At 33.1% G+C, this 21341-nt stretch carries 21 protein-coding genes; 4 read left to right on the top strand and 17 right to left on the bottom strand.

Features of this window, described 5'->3' with window-relative positions; genetic code table 11:
- Positions 1 to 23 precede the first annotated feature (23 nt).
- From Q0975_RS04995 to Q0975_RS04980, 4 genes are all read left to right on the top strand, one after another.
- Entirely contained in the window at positions 24 to 224 is a 201-nt protein-coding gene (locus Q0975_RS04995) for a hypothetical protein (RefSeq protein ID WP_299433953.1), read from the top strand.
- A gap of 105 nt (positions 225 to 329) precedes the next feature.
- On the top strand, positions 330 to 506 hold the full coding sequence (locus Q0975_RS04990; RefSeq protein ID WP_299433951.1) for a hypothetical protein: 177 nt from the start codon (positions 330 to 332) through the stop codon (positions 504 to 506).
- 89 nt (positions 507 to 595) lie between these two features.
- Positions 596 to 4288 carry a T9SS type A sorting domain-containing protein gene (locus tag Q0975_RS04985; RefSeq protein WP_299433949.1) on the top strand — a complete coding sequence of 1231 codons (3693 nt, stop codon included), beginning with the start codon at positions 596 to 598 and terminating at the stop codon, positions 4286 to 4288.
- A 76-nt stretch (positions 4289 to 4364) separates the two neighbouring features.
- Positions 4365 to 4850: a hypothetical protein gene (locus tag Q0975_RS04980; protein ID WP_299433947.1), complete on the top strand. Its 486-nt coding sequence runs from the start codon at positions 4365 to 4367 to the stop codon at positions 4848 to 4850.
- A 6-nt stretch (positions 4851 to 4856) separates the two neighbouring features.
- Here Q0975_RS04980 and Q0975_RS04975 read toward each other — a convergent pair whose 3' ends face one another.
- The 17 genes from Q0975_RS04975 to Q0975_RS04895 form a co-directional block, all read right to left on the bottom strand.
- On the bottom strand, positions 4857 to 5978 hold the full coding sequence (locus Q0975_RS04975) for a DNA helicase PriA (RefSeq protein ID WP_299433945.1): 1122 nt from the start codon (positions 5976 to 5978) through the stop codon (positions 4857 to 4859).
- Between the two features lie 96 nt (positions 5979 to 6074).
- Positions 6075 to 7211, bottom strand: a complete 1137-nt coding sequence (locus tag Q0975_RS04970) for an SPFH domain-containing protein (RefSeq protein WP_299433943.1) — start codon at positions 7209 to 7211, stop codon at positions 6075 to 6077.
- 232 nt (positions 7212 to 7443) lie between these two features.
- Positions 7444 to 7602, bottom strand: coding sequence for a hypothetical protein (locus Q0975_RS04965; RefSeq protein WP_299433941.1), 159 nt, complete (start codon positions 7600 to 7602; stop codon positions 7444 to 7446).
- A gap of 275 nt (positions 7603 to 7877) precedes the next feature.
- Positions 7878 to 8387 carry a hypothetical protein gene (locus Q0975_RS04960; RefSeq protein WP_299433939.1) on the bottom strand — a complete coding sequence of 170 codons (510 nt, stop codon included), beginning with the start codon at positions 8385 to 8387 and terminating at the stop codon, positions 7878 to 7880.
- Between the two features lie 92 nt (positions 8388 to 8479).
- Positions 8480 to 8683: a hypothetical protein gene (locus Q0975_RS04955; RefSeq protein ID WP_299433937.1), complete on the bottom strand. Its 204-nt coding sequence runs from the start codon at positions 8681 to 8683 to the stop codon at positions 8480 to 8482.
- Between the two features lie 301 nt (positions 8684 to 8984).
- Positions 8985 to 9593, bottom strand: coding sequence for a hypothetical protein (locus Q0975_RS04950; protein WP_299433936.1), 609 nt, complete (start codon positions 9591 to 9593; stop codon positions 8985 to 8987).
- Positions 9594 to 9668: 75 nt separating this feature from the next.
- On the bottom strand, positions 9669 to 10094 hold the full coding sequence (locus tag Q0975_RS04945) for a hypothetical protein (RefSeq protein ID WP_299433935.1): 426 nt from the start codon (positions 10092 to 10094) through the stop codon (positions 9669 to 9671).
- A gap of 34 nt (positions 10095 to 10128) precedes the next feature.
- Positions 10129 to 11241, bottom strand: coding sequence for a hypothetical protein (locus Q0975_RS04940; RefSeq protein WP_299433934.1), 1113 nt, complete (start codon positions 11239 to 11241; stop codon positions 10129 to 10131).
- Between the two features lie 22 nt (positions 11242 to 11263).
- Positions 11264 to 11785, bottom strand: coding sequence for a hypothetical protein (locus Q0975_RS04935; protein WP_299433932.1), 522 nt, complete (start codon positions 11783 to 11785; stop codon positions 11264 to 11266).
- Between the two features lies 1 nt (position 11786).
- On the bottom strand, positions 11787 to 13055 hold the full coding sequence (locus Q0975_RS04930; protein ID WP_299433930.1) for a hypothetical protein: 1269 nt from the start codon (positions 13053 to 13055) through the stop codon (positions 11787 to 11789).
- A gap of 58 nt (positions 13056 to 13113) precedes the next feature.
- A complete protein-coding gene (locus Q0975_RS04925; RefSeq protein ID WP_299433928.1) occupies positions 13114 to 13431 on the bottom strand; it encodes a hypothetical protein in 318 nt (105 codons plus the stop codon).
- A gap of 133 nt (positions 13432 to 13564) precedes the next feature.
- Entirely contained in the window at positions 13565 to 15742 is a 2178-nt protein-coding gene (locus Q0975_RS04920; RefSeq protein ID WP_299433926.1) for a tail fiber domain-containing protein, read from the bottom strand.
- A 151-nt stretch (positions 15743 to 15893) separates the two neighbouring features.
- The gene (locus Q0975_RS04915) at positions 15894 to 17750 is read right to left on the bottom strand and encodes a histidine kinase (protein WP_299433924.1); all 1857 of its coding nucleotides are present in this window, start codon (positions 17748 to 17750) and stop codon (positions 15894 to 15896) included.
- A gap of 108 nt (positions 17751 to 17858) precedes the next feature.
- Positions 17859 to 18446, bottom strand: a complete 588-nt coding sequence (locus Q0975_RS04910) for a hypothetical protein (RefSeq protein ID WP_299433922.1) — start codon at positions 18444 to 18446, stop codon at positions 17859 to 17861.
- Between the two features lie 95 nt (positions 18447 to 18541).
- Positions 18542 to 19291, bottom strand: a complete 750-nt coding sequence (locus tag Q0975_RS04905) for a LytTR family DNA-binding domain-containing protein (protein WP_299433920.1) — start codon at positions 19289 to 19291, stop codon at positions 18542 to 18544.
- A gap of 3 nt (positions 19292 to 19294) precedes the next feature.
- Positions 19295 to 20455 carry a histidine kinase gene (locus Q0975_RS04900; RefSeq protein ID WP_299433918.1) on the bottom strand — a complete coding sequence of 387 codons (1161 nt, stop codon included), beginning with the start codon at positions 20453 to 20455 and terminating at the stop codon, positions 19295 to 19297.
- A gap of 188 nt (positions 20456 to 20643) precedes the next feature.
- Positions 20644 to 21117, bottom strand: a complete 474-nt coding sequence (locus tag Q0975_RS04895; RefSeq protein ID WP_299433916.1) for a hypothetical protein — start codon at positions 21115 to 21117, stop codon at positions 20644 to 20646.
- Between the last annotated feature and the right edge of the window lie 224 nt (positions 21118 to 21341).

Raw genomic sequence — 21341 nt, 5'->3', positions numbered from 1 at the left:
TTAAAGCTTTTAAAACACAAATCATGTTAAAAAACATTTTAAATTTAAACGGAGTAAAAGAATTGAATAAAAAAGATCAAAAATCATTATTAGGAGGAGTTGGTTCTGGATTTTGTTATATGTCCGGCCCTACTACTTGCTGTTGTTTTTTTGAAGATAGAGGTGATTTTATTTGCGCTCCTGGAGAACGTGTTAGACCAGGATTTGGATGTGTATATGGTTAAAAAAGATTTGAAGAAACTTTAAATAGTTAATCCCCTAAAATAGCTTTGTTTTAGGGGGTTTCACTTTTAGTCATACATAATTCAAAATAGTTCAGTACAGTTAGAGTGAATTTTGCTAATACAGATACTTTTATAGGTGCTTTTGAGAGAACAGGAACATATACATTAACAATTAGGGGTGACGGTTATGAAACCTTTACTTCAACTATTCCAATTATAGTAGACAAAGATATTTGTCATGTAATTACAGAAAGCAGGGAAATTATACTTCGTTCTAATTAATAAAAATAGTATAATATTTTGATAATATTTTAACAAGTGTTTTCAAGTCAATAAGTTAGCTTTGGTACTCACACAAAATTAACTTAAATATGAAACCAACTTTACAACACCTCATAAGAGGTATTTGCGTAATTGCAATTATTCTTACAACGTATTCCGTAACTTCTCAAACACAACAGCTAAATACGAGTGCTGATCAACAATTAACAAAAGGTCATCAGTTGTACAAGCAAACAAGAATGTTTGACAGCAAAAAGGGATCTACAGATTCAAAAACACCTCTTGAACGGCAAGCTGATAACGCCGTAGAAAGATCGGAATTTGAATTGATGAGATTAAAAAACCCTAGTACAGGCAAAATACCTAGTGGGATTAGAAAAGCCGAACTTCAGTTTTCTAGCAAAATTAGTTTAAGTGATGATTCAAAGAAATCATTAGAAGCCGCTCCAAAATCCTCCAAAGCGGGTGGATTTTCTTTTTGGAGAAATAGAGGCCCCTTCAATGTTGGAGGTCGAACTCGAGCTGTAGCTATTGATAATAGAAACGAAAATGTAATCTTAGCAGGTGGAGTATCCGGAGGATTATGGAGAACAGAAAATGAAGGACAAACTTGGAGAAAAGTAACAAGATCTTCTCAAAATCCAAGTATTACTGCAATTGTGCAAGACCCAAGACCTAGACATAGCCGTACGTGGTATTACGTTTCTGGAGAACGTTATGGAAATTCTGCAAGTGCAGGAGGAGCATTTTATCAGGGAAGTGGAGTATACAAGTCTCGAGATGGAGGACGTACTTTCCGATTGTTAAGCGCAACCTCTAATACAACAATAGGAATATTTGATTCAGCTTTTGATCTTATAAATTCTATTGCTATAGATCCAACTAATGGAGATATATATCTTGGTACGCTTACAGGAATACAGAGATCTCAAGATGGAGGGAATACTTTTTCAGAAGTATTAGCGGGAGGCTTTGATAGTAAAGCAGAAGTAGTAATTTCATCTACGGGTCAAATATACGCAACGATAGATTCTGATAACGATCCTACTGCAAGTTTCTTTGCATCAACAGATGGAGAAACGTGGACCAATATTACTCCAGAAGGATTTGTACCTGTTTATGGAAGAACTGTAATGGGGATTGACCCCTCTAATGAAAATACAGTCTATTTCCTTACTCAAAATAATTCTGGCGGAATCCCTGCGTTATTAAATAGATATGATGTTGCATCTGGAACTTGGACAGATTTAAGTGTAAATTTACCTTTTGGAATTGGTGGACGAGTTGGAAACCTAAATTTGCAAGGAGAGTACAATATGGTAGTTAAGGTACACCCTGCAGATAGTAATATGGTATTCGTAGGAGGAACTAATATATATAGATCAACTACAGGATTTACAACTCCAGCAGGACAAGAAAGCTGGATAGCAGGATATTCTCCATTAAACAATGTAAGTTTATATACCAATCAACATCCAGATCAACATGTGTTATTGTTTTTCCCTTCTGATCCTAATAAAGCACTATCTGGAAATGATGGAGGAGTTTTTGTAACGGAAGATATTACGGCAATAAATGATGGTATTGAACCGGTAAGTTGGAAATCTCTTAATAATGGTTACATCACTACACAGCCATATCATGTAGCTTTTGATCCTGAACCGAATACCGATGATTTAGTAGCTGGATTCCAGGATAATGGTACTTGGTTTACTAATTCTACAGATGCTAATGCTATTTGGGAAGAAGATTTTGGTGGAGATGGAGCATATAGTGCAATAGCTGATAACGGCAGAACTCGTTATGTTTCTTCACAGCGAGGAAATGTTTTTAGATTTAATTTTGATGAAGATGGTGTATTTCAATCATTTTCAGCGGTTGAGCCAGCAGGAGCAACTGGTTTTTCTTTCATCAATCCATTTGTTCTTGACCCTAATAATGATAATATTATGTATATGCCGGCAGGAACTTCTATTTGGAGGAATAATGACCTTGATGAATTACCACTATTTACAAATACAAATGCAACAGAAAACTGGGTAAATCTTACAAATACTTTAACATCCGACGGTTCTACGATTACTGCATTGGAAGCTTCTAGGTTTCCCGTAGCAAATAGGTTATACTATGGTACAAACTCAGGAATTGTATTTAGAATGGACAATGCCAATATTGATAATCAAAAAGTTATAGATATTACAACGGGAAAAGGTTTACCAGCTGGTTTTGTTAATGATATTAATATAGATCCATCTAATGCTGATCGTGTAATTGTTACATTCTCTAATTATGGAATTCCAAGTGTATTTATAACCGAAGATGCAGGTGAAACCTGGATAAACATAAGTGGAAATTTAGAAGAAAATGTAGATGGAACTGGTAACGGTCCTTCTGTTAGAAGTACAGCTTTCTTAGGAGGAAGTACGGGAGTTACAGGTTCACGATTACAAAGAGTATTTGCAGCAACCAGTACAGGTCTATATTCTACTAGAAGATTGAATGGACAAAACACAGTATGGAGAAAAGAGAATTTTGCTATAGGTAATGCAGTAACTGATGAGGTAGTTACTAGAAAAGACGGGTTTATAGCAGTTGCAGCCCACGGAAGTGGATTGTTTAGTGCCCGTTTTCCGATAAATGCAAATCCTTTACCAGAATCTTCTTTAATTGCTACATTTTTATTAGATGATTTTGGAGTAGATGAAAATAGTGAAGAAACAATAATAGATATTACAGGTTTATTTGTGCAATCACAGGGTTTACCGATTGATATAGAACTTACTAACTCTAGTCCAGAATTAGTAACTGCGGTGTTATCAGGTAATACACTTACAGTATCCTATGCTCCTGATAGTGTTGGAGTAGCCTCTATTGGATTGGTTGCTACCTCTGGTGAGGAACAAGTTTCTGAAGGTTTTACGGTAACCGTATCGGAGCCGTCAATCTATGAGCAAACAAATGCACAAGTATCTACATTACCTTCTCAGAATTTCTTAGATTTTGGTGGACTGGCGCAATCTGCCGATGATTTTACAGTTCCTGAAGGGAATACCTGGAATATTGATAGAGTATTAGCATTTGGCGGTACCCGAGGAGCTCCTTCTTTCGATAGTGTTGCCATAGTAATATTTGAAGATAATTCTGGATTACCAGGTGATGAAATCTATAACAGTGGAGGCATTGCTCCAATTTCAGAACTAAATGATTCAAATCTTAATATTCTTTTACCGGAAATAGTAACCTTGAAGAGTGGTAAGTATTGGATATCGGTATATGTAAATCTTGCTTTTAATCCTGGTACAAACCAGTGGTTTTGGGCTTCGCAGGATAATGTTATAGGAGAAGAAACGCAATTTAGAGATCCTGCTAATATCTTTGGATTAGGGGCAACAGATTGGTCTACAGCTTCGTTAGTGTTTGGAAGAACACCTTTAGATCAGACTTTTCAAATTTTTGGTGATATTATAGGTTCCGATATAGATCCTATTGCTCCTGAAACAGAAGTTGCTTTAGCAACCTTGGATTTGGTTAAGGAGATTTCCGTTTATCCTAATCCCTCTAATAATACATTCTTCTTTAATTTTGGAGATGCAATCTCTAAATCAAGCAACAATGTAAACATTAATATATTTAATAGTACTGGTAACTTAGTACATACTATATCTGGGGTGAATGCTAGTTCTAGTGTAAATTGGGATGCTTCGCGTTTGGCATCTGGTTTATACTATGCAAAAATCTCGGGAACGAATACAAATACTGTTGTTAAATTACTAAAGAAGTAAAATAACATGTTTAATAACAATTAATTATTAATAAAGGAGTTGATTCAATTAGCTCCTTTATTATTTTAAAGATATCATGAATAAACTAATGTATATAGGGCTGATTGTAATTTTATTTTCTTGTAAGTCAAATAGTATTGCTCAGGAAAAAGAAAAGAAGAGCAGTCAAAACGCAAAAATAGAGAAGCCAAAGTTTGGTGATCCTAACGATAATGAACTGACAAAATTAAAAGAGGTTCCTAATAATCAAATCCCACCAAATACAGTACACTTAAGTGTCATCGTTTTAGAAGTTTCCGAAGACAAAGCAATTTGTAACATTACTAATACTACAAGTATCAAAGTAAGAATAAAACAAGTTATAGGTTCAGGTTCGGGAATAGTGAATATGGTTTCTTCTAATCAAGAAATCATTTTAGGATTAAGACAAAACACTTTAAAATATATTACTTCTTTAAAAACAAAATTAAACAAGGAGATTTTCATAATTGTCAAAGAAAAACCTTGTTCTAACTTTAGTCAGACGTTATACGAAATAATTAGTTTTGAATCTAAAAATTGATTGTCTCTATTGTTGGCCACCATACGTATTTGCTAACCAAACAATAACAAGTATTAAAGTAATAATAAGGAGGCTGAAGAAGAATATCTTCCAGAAAGAATAAGGTCTTTTTCCGGATATCTTTCCTGTTTGACCATTGACAAAGAAATTATATTTCTTGCCGTTATATTGATATGCACTTATATATACAGGAAGTAATATATGCTTAAACGTTTCTTCTGATAGGCTCATATTTACCGAATGAACTCTTTGAGTATCACCGCCAATATCATGGCGTGCCCATGAACGAGCAATTTGTTCGGCTTCTTTGGTAGAAGATAAATGACCATCTTTTAAAGGTATTGTATATTTCTCGGTAACAAATCCTGCTAAAAAACCTGTGTTAAAAGGTTCCAAGAATTGAAGGTTCCAATGAGCGATTTTATTGGGTATAGGATTTTTACGCTGATGAGAAGCTTTTATCAAGGTATCATCTACAAAACCACTAACATTTCCGCTTGCAGAAGACCATCGTGTTCTTCGTTCTTGTCGTGTTCCTGTCGTTGTCTTCCCGTTTACTGTTTTGGTATAAGGAACGCTTACATAATAATAATCACCTCGTTGTCCCGTATAAGTTGCATATAGTTGTGCATCAAATGTCCAATACGGAAGATATAGGCCTTTAGTGTGTTCTGGATCTAAAGCAGCCTTTTTAAGATTGTTTGGAGCAAACCATAATCCTTTTACCCATTTAGAAAATATTTGATGTGATTTTTTTTGATCAAATTGAAACGGTAATACAGCACCTGGTAAAATCCAATCTTCTTTGTAGGCATCTTCTATTATAAGAGGCATTGTGCAATATACACAGTGTAATGATTTATAATTTTCCTCAATATGCTGGTTTGCGCCGCAGTTTTTACAATGAAGCATCATAATCTCCTCGGAATGAGAAAGGGATCCCATTTCTTCTAAATACGGTTTCAGTTCTAGTTCTTTAAAACCATCTTGATGTTGAACGATTGCTTCTTCGTGACCACAATAATCACATGTAATCTGAGTGGTACCAGGTTTGTATGTCAACTCAGCACCACAATTGGTACAAGATTTTTTTTGTTCAGAAAATGCTTTTTTTTCTTCTTCTTCCATGTAGGAACTACAATACTAAAGGTTTTACAAAATAATCCCTTCTTCCGCATGAAACAGAAGAAGGATCACATGAAGGTATTTTAAATATATATTCTCTTAAGCTCCAGGTAATGGTGGAGGTGTATTGCCACCTAAAAATGCTTTTAACTCTTCTACATCTTTAATTGCGGTCCAATTAGCCATTCCTTGTTTCCAAACCAACGAATCTTTATTTACGGTTCTATTCGCAAAAAGCGTTTTTAATTGATCAATAGATACAGGTCCTGCTTGCTGACCGTTAGAAGCATAGAAATACTGAACTTGTACTGGCATTGGAGGAGGAGCTACAGGAGAAGTTTGCTGAGGTTGCACTTGTTGTTGTGTAGCCATTGGATTCATCATACCGCCCATTTGTTGTGCTAGTACAAAACCCATTCCCATTCCCATTCCTGCACCAGCAGTACCGCCTTCATTGGCTGCAGCAGCTTCGATGGCTTTTGCAGTTTTGAATTTGGTCAATTTATCGAGATCAATCTTGTCAATTCTACTATACTCAAAAATTTCTTTCTTCAGATCTTCTGGCATAGAGACATTTTCAATAAAGAATCGCTCTAAAGAGATACCTACAGAATTAAACTCTGGTTGCATTACTTCCTTACAAGTTTCTGATAGCTCCGTAGTATTAGCAGCATATAATTCTATTGGAAAGTTAGCTTCACCTACAGTATCAGTAAAACGTGTAGAAATTAAACTTTTAAGATGTTCGTTAATTTCAAAACTTGTGAAATTGGCATCTGTACCGACAATATCAACAATAAACTTTCCAGGATCATTAATTTTAAAAGCATAGGTTCCGAAGGCTCTGATTTCTACCAGACCAAAACGATCATCATTTAGTGTTATTGGATTTTTAGTTCCCCATTTTTCATCAGTAAAAAGACGGGTATTTACAAAATATACTTCCGCTTTAAAGGGACTGTTAAATCCATATTTCCAACCTTTTAGGGTTGTTAAAATCGGTAAGTTTTGAGTATTTAAGGTATAGGTTCCTGGTTCAAATACATCTGCTAATTGACCTTCATTAATGAAAACGGCCGTTTGCCCTTCTCTTACGATTAATTGAGCACCATTTTTTATTTCGTTTTGATAGCGTTCGAATCTATGTACAATGGTATCCTGTGTATTGTCTAACCATTCTATAATATCTATAAATTCATTACTAAGCTTCTTTTTTATTTCGTCAAAAATTCCCATCGGTGAGTTGATTTATAATTCGTGTTCTAAAACTACAAAATAGAATGCTTCATTAAAAATTATTTGATATTAAATCTATTAGATTTAGACGAAATGCGGATTGTTTTATAAGTATTGCACATCATCGATTATTTATAGTGAAAATGAAGCCTCTTTGTTTAGCGCTATTAGAATTAATTAAAAGAGGTTCTTTTCTAAAAAAGAACCTCTGAGATAGTATGAGAGTAAGGGTCTAGCCTAGATAATGACATGTATTACCATATACTATACAGGCAAGCTCATCATAAGGAGGACAAATAGGATTGTTATAGCAGTTTACCACTTTACCTCCATTAATAGATTTTTGTTGCTTTTTGTTTAGAATCGTACCTACTGTTTTTAATTTTTTCATGAGTGATATGTTTTTTAAATTTAAAGGGAATATTCCCTTTAAATTTAAAAAAATTATTTAATTTAAATATGTAGATGATTCTCTTTAAGATAAAATTATAATTATCAAGTAAAATGATGCATACTGAAAGTAAAGTAAAAAGAAGCTGTAAGATTTGAGAATTAGTTTTATTATTGATAACCAGTTTGATTAAGTTTATATGTGTTATAAATAAAGAAACCCCATAATCACCTCTTATGATTATGGGGTAATATCATTTTTTATACCGCCTAATCCTAATCTTCACTGTGGTTAACATTAATTATTTTCTCTTCATAAAAATAATTTTGACCATTACTAGAATCATATATTTCATATCTAAGCTTCCATTCTTTGATTCTACCTAATAAAAGATACTGCCCCCAATTGTTAAGAGGGAATTTTAACGTTACTACATTGGCTGAAAGATTGAATTGTGCAATGGAACCCCATCCGTCAAGCTGACTTTGATCTTCAATAGAAATATACAATCTAAATCTTCGATTATCTTTTGGAATAGCATTTAACGCCTGTTGAGTAGGAATATAATAATACTTTACAGAGGTGAGAGCATCTATATCGCTTGGCCCATAGATTCCTGGAGTTAGTACTGCGGTAAATGCTTTATTGTCCCCATCTTCTATAATTTCTATTTGACCTTCATCCAAAGAAAGTGTTTCGTCAATAATTTCATTAGATTGGTCTTTGTCACAGGATATAAAGAACAATAATCCAATTAGAGGTAGTATATAAAGTAATTTTTTCATGTTGTTATGGTTTTAAGATTTCTATACTCCTAGTCAATAATTTATGATTAAGAGTTTGATTTTTGTGTTTTACAATTTTTTGAAAAAAATGATTAGCCAAAACATCTGCAGTTTCCGCCGTGTAAATTTCCTCCAGAAAAACCACTCCTTTTACAATAATTGCAACAATAAGGATGACCAACCCCACAATAAATCCCAAAAGGAAGATTGAGATTATAATTTCCCGCGGTTATTGATTTCTGCTCCTTTTTGTCAATGCTTTTGACATTCTCTAAGTTTAAGATGTTTTTTAACATGATGTTGATTTTAAGATGAATTATGTGATCTTACTGATGTGGATCAGAGGTTTTATAATAGTAATACACTCTGATTATCAGTGTTGTAACAAATGTAACGTCTTCAAAAAGAGTAGATTGAAACAATTGACATGAGTGCCGTTTGGATTGATAGATGTACTGTTTGGATTGATAGGGTATTTAGTAAAAAAAGATCTTAAACTTAGAGAGTGGAGAAGGGTTTACTATCATGGCGTACTAATTCAATAAGTTGCACAAATTCTTTATTTATAAAAGACTTGTTATTTTTCAGTTTTTCATATTAGTGTTCTTTGCGTCTTACCATGTTTTCAATCCAACCCCATTTTTCGGTCCAATTAACTTTAGCTTTTTGGAATATTTCTTTTATTAAAATCAACTCATCGGTTTCTATTTTGAAGTCAATTTCATCTAAATTGGTAATCATGTCCTCAAATCCAATAAACCATTCGCCGTGTTGAATAAGGTGATTCGTTTCTGTAAGAATTGATTGAATTTGTTCTTTACTTGACGAATTGAATCCTTCAGAATTCATCCTGTTTTCAATACTTTTGATTAGTTTTTTTGTTTTTCTTACGCCTGTCAAATTCAATGTTATTTTTTTAGTGAGATTACCTAAATTCAATTCTGTCTTATCACTATTAGATAAATACCCTTTTTTAGAAGCAAAAAGAATTACTTCTCTTGTTACATATGGTGTGATAATAAATGGGTTGTAATAGGCATTACTTCCTATGTTTTCGGTATCATAGTCAAAACTTGCACGTATTTTAGTACCATTTTCGATTGGAGCGATCGTAAGGTTGATTTGGGTTCCATCACTTTTTGCCATCCACCGATACTCATTGCTATCCACGCTTATTCTTCTACTTCCTTTTTTAGGTAATGACATATATTAGATCTCGTATTTTTTTAATTCAGTTTCATATTGATTTCTATCAAAACTAAAAGGTTCAATATCATAGGTTCACTCTCTATGAAACTGACAGAATTCTTGCCATATAATTTTGTTTTCTTTTACAATAATATCTACTAATAATGGCCAGGAGCCTTCATCTCCAGAAGAACAGCTTAAAATCAAAGATTTATGCTTTCTTGGATCATCGTTTTCGAGTTTAAAAACGCTATTCCATGGCTTTCCTAAAAGCGTTTTTGAAGGCCAGAGACCATCTTTTGCAGATAATTCCATATAATCACCTGCTTTTAATAGGTCTTGTTTCGGTAACGCTCTTTCTTCATTTTCTTTTTTTACCAAAGGCGCTTCTACTTTTTTTATGAGATCTAGTAAAGAGTTACCGTTAATCATAATAGTTAAGGGTTGATACCCATGGTTGCCATTACCTTGCCATGAAATGTAGTTGTCTTTTTCGATTGATATCCCAAATGTATCCATGTGCTGTTTTCTTATAAAGATGTCTAACGCTAATTTAAATACTATTCTTTCCTAATATTGTTACTAAAACTTCTGGGTCATCGATCGATATCCAACCTATAGCATCTAATTTATCTATAGTGTTTGATATTTCTTCTTTTGTCAAAATCTTACTGAATCGTTCTTGTATACGTTCAATATTAGTTTTTCCTTTTTCTACATAGTTTATAAACCGAAACATGGCATCATCTCTGTGTGTGATCCCTTTTTTAAAGTGAATTTTATAGCTATATCCTTCTTGCAAGGCCTTATCTGTGGTATCGAAACTTGAAATCAAATCAGAAATCTGACTGTGTGAAGCATTAAAACGATCCATAAGCTCATACTCAGTGCCATTGTAGGTTACTTTGGAAACTGTTTTAATTTTTTTAAGATGTTCTTCAATGATAGGCTTTTTATATGAAGAGAGTTGTTGCGATAGCGCTTCTTCAAGCTTTTCTTTTAAAGCAATGATATCTTCTTTCTCTAAGGTGATGACATTGATACCTTGCTTAAAATCATTTGGTGTTACCAGATGACCTATGAACGGAGCAATCGTGAAATCCTTAAAATGTGTACAGTACCCTATATTTTCATACACTTCGTTTTTATAAAGATACATAGTGACTCCTCCATCGTAGGGTTCATTATCTTTTATCCTTTTGTTTTGTTCTCTTGTTAAATTACAATTATAACAGATATTTTTTGGTCGATGCAGGTTATCGGTTGGTATTATCAACTTATTACAATCTACACAACTAATAGCCTTCTCTTTTTCTGTCCATCTTGGGCAATCATCATCAGGATCAATTGGAGACGGAAAGAAAAACTCAAGTTTATATTTTTTAGCAAGTTTTTCGCCAATTTCTGTAGCTACTCTTGCTTCGGGATATGGCGGCACGGTACCATTAAAAACGCGCAGATCACTACCCAAAGATAGGTTGCCTAGATGATGAACCTCTGTTTTTGAAGCTTGAAAAACACCTTTTTTTATTGTAATAATCACAAACATCATTAAAAACCATCCTTGCGTATCACCATCCCATTGCGCTTCTACCGCTATTGGTTTGCCGCCAAGTGCTTTGATCTTGGTTACAGCTTCTTCGTATGTGAATTTGGTATGTTGCATTTTGCTTATGCCTATAATATATTTAATGACCCAACCCTTCTAATAATAGGCCGTCTTTTAAAAGTTCTAAAAACGGATATTTTGATAGTAAACCAACCAAATAATTGCCAAATAATGAGGAGCAACTATTACGAAAGAATAGGTCTTCACTCTTTTCATCTCGTATGTATATATTACCTGTGAGTGTTGATATTTTGATTTTTGTTACGATCGTTCCATCTTTAAAAAGTTTAAACACCAGATTATGATGAGGAAGTAGTGCCATAGAATTGCTATAAGAGAGATCTAAAGAAAGTAGTTGCATTAATGACTCTTGATCTGTTTTGTATAACACTACTTTTTTTAATTGTTTTTCATATTCTTTTTGTTCAGAACTCATCATTCCTTTTACAACTACATCCAAAACTGAAAAATGAATACTATCCACCTTTTTTGGAAAAAAATCGGTTGATGGAGGACCTTCAGAAATTTGCCCATAGCTGACAAACGAAATCAAAACGATTAGCGCATTAAGGATGTGTTTTTGAATGTTTTTTGGCTTCATTTTATTTCGTTTTCTGTTCTTCTTCATGAATCCATTTTAAATATCTGTCACTAGAATCCTTGTACCTCTCATTTTTGGATTCGATAAATGATTGGGCAACAGGTTTTATCATTTTATAAATAGGCGTAAAATCAAAATCGGTAATCGTAGTGTCATTTCCTTTTGGTAAAGGGCATAAATCTATTAAGGTAGTCATAGCAATATATCGAATATCTTCGTTTTTATCTTGAAGCCCTTCTACTAGTATTTCAATTGATTTTTTTGGATTAAGATGTGCGCTTTTTCCAATGGTAGCAAGTATTAACCATCTTAATTTGGGATTACTGGAGTTGGCATTTTCCAAGAGTTTTTTCAATCCAATTTCTCCCATAATGGTTAAAGCCCAACCCACACGATCTACTACTAGAGGATATGGATCGTTTAGCAATTGTATCATCAAATCTGCCAATTCATCATTGGGGTTGGATAAACGTTCTTTAAATTTATCAATCAATGTAAAAAGGGCAAAAAATCGTGTTCCATCCTCTTTATCTTTAAGCTGCTCTACCAATAGATCAAACACATTTTTGTTTAAGAAAGAAGTATCAATTTTTCCAATTACATCCCACCTTAAAGAAGCATCCATCTTTTCAATTGTTTCCCACTTTGATGGTGTAGGAATACCCTTTAAGATGTCATAAAATTCTTTTTGGGTTATTTCTTTAATAGGATCTTCCCAAATATATTCATGAATCTTATACCTGCTGATATCTATTTTTTTTTGAATTTTCACTCTTGGTATACCTTCTTTTTCGTGTATATAGATTAAGTTTTCTTTATTTGAAAACTCTAGGGCAATACCACATATTATATAACGTGTTTTGATTTGTTTTTTAGTTACTTTGACCCATTCTATTGTGATTATTGAGGCTTTTGCAAGACTATTGTCTATTACATCAACTATCGTCGGGTCATCTTTTAATGACATATTCTTCTCTAGCGATCTATCAAGCTTTTGCTCAATAGGTGTTTCAAGGATTTTTATACCATTTTTATCACAAATACTGATATGAAGTATTTTTCCATTTTCAAATTCTAACTGCATCGGTCCTTCCGAATCATCGCACAGTTGCATTTTAACGTCAATTAGTTTGGAGCCAATACAATTTGCTACGCACGATTCGGTCTCTTGATTCAAGCTCATTTTAACCATAGCTCTAACCATAGTGTTAACCTTGATCATTGGTTTACTTGTAACTGAGGTATTACTTTTGAAATATTTTTCTTTCATGCTTTTTGTTTATTCTCAAAAAGAATTCGAAGTAACATTTTGTTTTAATAGTATGTCTTTATCCATACCAATCTACTTCTTCTTCGAATAAGATATTTGATAGTTCTTGTTCTTTGTTTTTCTCCTTGAACATGGCTACTTCCTTTCTACTTTGTTTTCCTCCTCCAATCCTTATAAGAATATCAATGTAATCTACAAAAGCTTCTGATTCATCTCCAAATTTTTTACCAACGATAAACTTTTTATCCGCAGAATATACTCCACTACCAATTTTTAGCGCTTTTTTTGCCGAGAAGCCGACAGTTTTTAACCCTATGCCATCTGCAATTTTATAAGCAATTTTAGGAACTCCAGTATTATTTTTTATCAGATTCATGACCCTTCACAACTCTAAATCCTGAAGATGGTGTTTAGGTTTTCATCATATTTGTTTATGATGAGGGCAAAATGAAATAGTTACTATTTTTGATACATTAAATAAATGGCGTGATTAAAAATCAGCTATTTTATTATTCAATGATCATCTTTTTTGTATCAAGAATTCTCCCTTCAATTGTTAGGCTATAATAGTACATCCCAGAAGTTAACTCATTGTTTGTAATCGTAACCTCACCGTCGCCAGGCTGTAGATTATGGTATACTTTCACTTTTTTACCACTTAAATCAAAAATGTGAAGCGTAATTTTCCTTGATGATAAAGGCACATAGTACGCTATGCGTGTTGCCGTTTTTGATGGGTTTGGAATATTTTGAAATAACCGCGACTGAATATTTGTATTATCTTGGATTGGCTGCGACTGAGTAGTGTCTTTTATATCCGAATTACCAGTATTATTGGTAATTAATTCCTTAATATTATTTAATTCTTCTCTTAAAAAGTTGTTTTCGGATTTAACATCCTTAATAGCCTCAATAAGAACAGGTACTAAACCTTGATAGTTAATTGCTTTGTAACCATCTTTATGTGTTCTTACCAATTCTGGAATCACCTTTTCCAGTTCCTGAGCCATAATTCCGTATTGAAGTCCTTCTGGAGCTCTAAGACCATTAGTTTCATTCTTTGTTTTGAAAGTGTACGTGACCCCTTCAATTTCGGCAATCATTTCTAGGGCATTTTTAATTCTTTTTTTTCCTTTTTTATAGCGTTGATCAGAGCTTATCCATTGACCAGTTGTATATGCATCTCCATTGACATAAAGCCTGTACCCGTTTGGATTTGTATTTCCTAATGCAAGATTTCCTGATTCAAAATCTCCATAGATAATTGGCTCTGGGTTGACATATCCATTTTGGATGTACAATTTGTTTTTAGCAGTAACGACATCTTTGCCTGAATCTCTGCCTAAAAAGATATTACCATGTCCTTTATTGGTATATCCAGCCTGAAACCCAATATAGGTATTTGCCCACCCAACGGCATTTGCATTACCAGCACGATATCCTAGAAAGGTGTTTTGAGATCCTCTCGAATTATTTCCGCCAGAAAAATTACCAATAAATGTATTAAAGCTTCCGGTGATGTTTGAATATCCAGATCGGTGTCCGGAAAAATTATTTTGACTTCCTGTATCATTTGAATATCCCGCTTCATTTCCTACAAAATTGTTATTGTTACCTGTAGTATTAGTAAAACCAGCTGCGAACCCGAAAAAATTATTACTAAAGCCTGAAGTATTTGAATATCCAGATATGTATCCAGAAAAATTATTGTTACTTCCTGTAGTGTTCGAATGGCCGGATTGGCTCCCTGAAAAATTGTTATGACTTCCTGTAGTATTAAAATGTCCTGCTCTCTCGCCAATAAAAGTATTTTGACTTCCTGTTGTATTAAAAAAACCAGACCGGAACCCATAAAAACTATTTTGGTTTCCTGTTGTATTTGAAGTCCCTGATGATGAACCGTTAAACGAGTTATTAGAACCGCTGACATTTTTATGACCAGATCCATATCCGGAAAAATTATTGTTACTTCCTATGGTGTTAGAATAACCTGCCTCGCGCCCTACGAAATTGTTATAACTGGCAGTAGTATTGGAAAACCCTGCATTGTTCCCTATAAAATTATTATTATTCCCCGATATATTCGAATATCCAGATTGGTTGCCAGAAAAATTATTGTTACTTCCCGTAGTGTTAGAATAACCCGCTTCATACCCAACAAAGTTGTTATTGCTTGAGGAGGTATTGGAGAATCCAGAGCGGTAGCCAATGAAATTATTTTGACTTCCTGTAGTATTTGATTTCCCCGACCGAAATCCGACAAATGTGTTCTTCTTACCAGAATTATTTCTTTCACCTGCTCTATAGCCGACAAAGACATTCTCTGCGCCAGTGGTGTTGTCCATACCAGCCGCATAGCCAATGAATGTGAGGCTTGAAGTGTTTTGAACATTTAAGCCTGAAAGGGAACCAATAAAAACATTGTTTGTGCTTGTAGTAGCATTTCTTCCTGCATAGCTTCCTAAAAATGTATTGAAATTTCCAGAACTAAGAAATAAGCCGGATGCAGCTCCAAAGACAGAGTTTCCAAATCCTGTAACCTTATCTCCTGCTAAATACCCAATGGAAGTATTATTTGTTCCATCATTTCCTGCATTAAGGCCTAAATTAGTATTTCCTTGCCCCATGCTTATCTGGCACAGGAAAAAAATAATGATAAAAATGCGAAAAGGGTTTAAATATTTCATAGCGTTTGTGTGTTTTGATTAAGAAGTATCGCCATGGCGATTCCTAAATAATTAGGGAATCTATACTTTAAAAATTTATTAGATAATGATAAATTGATGGAACCTTATTTTCAATTGATGGGCATAGGGTTTGGATTGATCTATAGGATCATTAAAAAATAGTATCAGTAGGGATTTTGATCATCACTTTAGTACCAGATGGCTGTCCTAATCGATTAACCATATCAATAATACATATGTTTTTTTCTTCTAAAGGGTTGAGGAGTTGTAATCGTTTGTGAGTTACTTCAATACCTCTGGATTTTTTGCTTTCTTTATATTTGGATTGTGTTTTTCTGGAAGCATTTCTGCCAATACCATTATCTTCTATTTCGCAAATGATATAGGCAGTTCCTTTACTGAAGGAAATCGTTAACTGTTTGTCATCTCCTTTTTTGTTTAATAACCCGTGTAAAATGGCGTTTTCGACAAAGGGTTGTACAAGAAGCATCGGGATTTCTGCAGCATCAGGATCTAAACCATCTTTTATAATGATGTCATGATTAAAATTATTATCGAAACGAAGTGCCTCTAATTCAACATATTTTTTTAATAATTTGATTTCATCGGATAATACTACAGTAGTTTCAATAGAGCTTTCTAAGAGGTTTCTCATCAAACTACTAAATTTATTTAAATACTGTATAGCAGATTCTTTCTTATCAGCAAGTATTAGATGTTGTATAGAGCTCAAAGAATTAAAGATAAAATGAGGATTTACCTGTGCTCTTAAGGCTTTGTTATTATTGATAAATGATTCTTTCTGGAAGTATAGTTTTTCTTTTTGTTCTTGGTGAATTTTATAGGCTAATCCTAAGGCAAAAATTGTGATTTCTAACGAGGCACCTGCGATCATATAAGTTGGAATTTTAAGAAAGAGTAATGCTAAGGCTCCAACCATATATAAAAATGATCCACAAACGATAAAATAAGCCAAACGACTTTTTGCATATAACAATAAATAGATCATTCCGCCAATACCAAAAAGGGTCATTACTATACGCTGGATATTCATGATTTGAATATGACCTACAAAATATTCAAAATAGAAAAAAGAGGAGTCCAAAACCACAATAGTGATTAAGATATATACGATAATTTGTAAAACGCTATGAAGTTTAGGATATTCTTTTTTGGTCATTAAATAATGACAGACAAAGAGGACATAGCATAAGTTAATTAATACCTGTGCAATCTGCTGAAACCAATGACTTGCTATAGTGAAACCGCCAAAAATGAGATTATTGGTTCTAAATACATCGCCATTTAGATACACCAATAACCAAAAAACATATAAGGAATAAAACAGAAACTCTTTTTTTCTGGAGGTTATAAAAAATGCAAAAGTGAGTACAAATACTATCAAACATACTCCGGCAAATAGATATTTAGGAATTAAAATTTTAATATCGCTCCAACTATAATAACCTTCTTTTAATTGTTCTGTTATATCCGAGGTGTAGTAGAATTTAAAAATGTTAGTAGGTTCAATACTGATTACTTGTTTTAGTTTAAGATATATAAACCGATTTTCTATTAGCGAATTTGGTGCAAAAGGAATACCAGGAGCATATAAAACGGATGTATTTTTTGAACACTTATCAAACCTGCCGAACTTCTTTTCTTTCAGTTGTAAATTTTCTACATAAAATATAGATGCATAATCATAATTACGAGATCTGAGATACCAAATACTGTCTGTTTTTAATGTATATAACGCTTCGGTGAGATTAATTTTTATCCAGTAGATATCTTTAGGATGGGTTTTTCCAGAAATAGAATCAATTGACTTAAATAATGTATCAGATTTTATGATATCCGTGATAGATAAGGTATTACTGGTGGTTTTATAGATTTTGAATGGAAGTTTGGTTCCATATCTATTTAATTGATGTTGTCCATACGTGTCATATTGATGTACACCTAATAGAAAAGAGATACAAATTATAAATACTATGTTTTTGGACATGGTTAGGGTTAAAAGAGGTATGATGAAAGTTGTTTAATATGTTAAAGATAAAATTACTTTGTTGACTATCGAGATGTACAAGTGCAGGTTATGGTTTTTTTGTCTACACTAATCTTCTAGAGCATACAATTTTTTTACTATTTCATAATTAGAAAAGTCAATAGCTGACTTACCTGTGGTATCAACTGAGGGAATGATTACATACCTAAAACTACTAGGGTCTAGATCATCGATTTGAAATGTATAATCTTGTTCTTGATTTGTGATATGGATTTTTATATTTCCTACCGATATCTTCGCAGCCCATGTATCAATTTGAGTTGTAGAATTTGCGCCACTCATAATCGTAATTGGCATTAAGCCAACTTGATCGTCTGGCCAGATAGTATCTGAGTACGCATTTAAACGAGCATACACCAATACCACTCCATTATCAAGGATTTCTTGGGTAACCTCTGGTGCAGTTATATCAACTTCTAAAAAAAAGAAAGCTTGTGAAGTTACCGTAAGCTCGTAAGCATCAGAATCTGGTGTAAACCAATTAGAAGTCATTACATTGGCATTTCCATCCTGTCCATCTGTTCCTTGCGGTCCTATCTCTCCATTTCTGCCGTCTTCTCCTTCGCAAGAGGTATGTATACTAACTAAAGAAAAAATGATGAATAAGCTTGTGAAAATTTTGAGTGTGGTTTTCATAATTTGTGATTTGCTTGTTAGTAATACTATATCAATATGTTTAACTATTTGTTACCCTAGTAGCACTATAAATTCAATTATAAGTAGAGATTTCATTATTGTAAATAATTCATTGTATTTAGAAACTCATCTTTTTTACTTTTTGAAATACTAGCAGTATCATTATTACTCATTAATATATAACCACCATCAGATTTCACATACTTTTCTACTTCTTTGAGGTTGATAAGAAAGCTATTATGTACTCTCATAAAATGCTGATCAGCTAACAGGTTTTCATATTCTTTTAGGTGCTTGCTAACCAGAACAGTTCTTTTGTTTTTAAGATAGAAAGAGGTATAAGAACCATTGGCCTTGCAGTAGATAATATTCTCTATAGAAACAAACTCAAAACCATCTGCAGTAGAGAGGCATATTTTATGCAACTTGGGTTGTTGTAAATTATGAACCAGCGTCTCTAATTGTTTGTTGTAGACTTTTTGATCTTTTTTCTTTTTGACTTTTTCAACAGCGTCAATAAGTTCATTCAGATCAATGGGTTTTAGTAAATAGTCTAACGAACTGTATTTTACAGCTTTTATAGCATACTGCTCAAAAGCGGTAATAAATATAATTTCGAAATTTATAGGTTTGATTTGAGTTAGTATATCGAATCCAGTTCCAGATTGTAATTCAATATCTAAAAAAACGATATCAGGATTCGTAATATTGATTGCTGTAATTGCTTCTTCTACAGATCCTGCAGATGCGGTAATGGTAACATCTGTACAAAATTCGTTTAGTAGATTTTTTAGCGTTTCTCTACTATGTTTTTCATCGTCTACTATAACTGCTTGTATGCTCATAATCTAATGTAAATTGGGTAGATTTAATACGATTTTTTTAGTATTCGTTTCCGTATGGCAAGAAAATGTAATTTGTTTTTGTACATCTGTTAGAGAGTTGAATAACTGTATTTGATCTTTCCACTTTAGGAATTGTTTCCTGTAATGTGGGACAATTCTTCTTTTAGTAGTAACCATATCCGATGAACTAACAATATCTACAGAGACATTATCTTTCATTATCTTAAACCTTATATGAATTGTATAATTTTTATGTTGTTTATACATCGCTTGTTCAATCATATTTTCCAATAGTGTTTGCAACATAAAAGAAGGAATAGTAGCGCCATTGTTTTCTAATTGATTTCCTGAGTCAATAAAATAATCAAATTGTCCTTCATATCTTAATTTCTGAAACTTTAGATATCCATGGAGCATACTAATTTCATCTACAAGATGAACAGTTTCTTTTTCCATGTACTTTAAATAAAACCGAATGAGTTTACTAAATGTAGAAAGATACTCTAGGGCGGGCTTTTTGTTTTCAGAAGTAATAAAATACTGAATAGCATTTAAGGTATTAAAAACAAAATGAGGATTCATTTGGGAACGAAACGCTTTTAGTTTTAACGTAACTAATTCTTGTTTAATTCTAAGGGTATTTTCTTGTTCCTCACGTAACCTTTTATCAGCTCTGATGCTATTGATTTTTATAGAACAGAAGGAAGCAATTGCAGATAAAATACTTAGGTGTTGTTCTGTGAAAAAATTCTTATCGGGATGCTCACAATCTATTATGCCATAGACTTGGTTTTCTAGGATGATAGGAACAGTTATTTCGGATAATCTATGTTGATCATCAATAATGTAGTTGGAGTTTAAAGAAGTATCATTATTAATTTCTGCGATTCCTGTAATCGCTACATTACCTGATATTCCTTGTCCCAGAGCAATTTTTACAGGATTGTATATGTCGTTTTCTTTTGGGCTTTTTGGACCATACGCAGCTTTTTGAATCAAGATCTTATTTTTATAATCTACCAGATAAATAACGCAGTCTAAAAAACCTAATTTAGAGATACAGTTCTTTGCTAAGTCCCATAAAACATCCTCTTCATTGTTTTTTTCTAAAATAGATTTAGAAAAATAGATTAAGATATCTTCAAACTGAATCGTACGCTCCATATTCACACATTTCTGTTAGTGTAAATGTACAATTTGTCTTTAGAAACAAGTTCTGTGAATTGATGGATGTATTGTTAGAGTTGATGGATTGTGCAAAATAATAGCTTGAAAAACTTTAATGAACATCATGTAAAAACCCCTAGTTTAATAAATTAAACTAGGGGTTTTGTATTTAAAAAATATGGTTATTAGTCTAAACCATAATGGATTTGTACTTCTTCATAATTACTAAAATCTATACCGCTAGCATCAGTACCTTCTACCAATACAAATCGTAATCTTAGATTGGATTGAGTAAAAGTGGCTCTTAGTGTGATTTTGCCCACTTCTATTTTGTCAATTTCCAGAATGATTTGTTGACCAAGACTTAGCGGTAAAACTTCCCAATAGTCATTTCCGGTAACTGTTACATATGCATATACAATACCTGTATCATATATTTCCTGTGTTAATTCAGGAATATCAAAAACGGTATCACCATTAGTTAATGTTTGATTTTCTAATAAAACAGAAACCACATTAGCATTTCCATCCTGACCAGATGGTCCTTCTGGACCTATTGCCCCATCAAGTCCATTCGCTCCATCTTCTCCATCACAAGAGGTTAATACTAAGGCAAAAGCCATCATTACATACGTTAAGAATTTCACTGTTGTTTTCATCATTATAAGTTTTAAAGTTTATACTTAGAGTGAAATTTTGTGAAGAGGTAAACATTGAAATGAAAAAAAAAATCTGAGAAGGTTAAATAGGTTATGTTAAAGGTGGTATTACTATGTGGTTTTTTCTATGCCTGTTGTGTTTATAACCGTATCAAGAAATGTAAAAAAAACTGAGATTGGTTATGTTTTTTTCGGGAATGTGATCAGTTTCTCATGATATGAAT

The sequence above is a fragment of the uncultured Aquimarina sp. genome (assembly GCF_947500065.1).
Taxonomy (GTDB): domain Bacteria; phylum Bacteroidota; class Bacteroidia; order Flavobacteriales; family Flavobacteriaceae; genus Aquimarina.
This window is presented reverse-complemented; position numbering and strand designations above follow the sequence as displayed.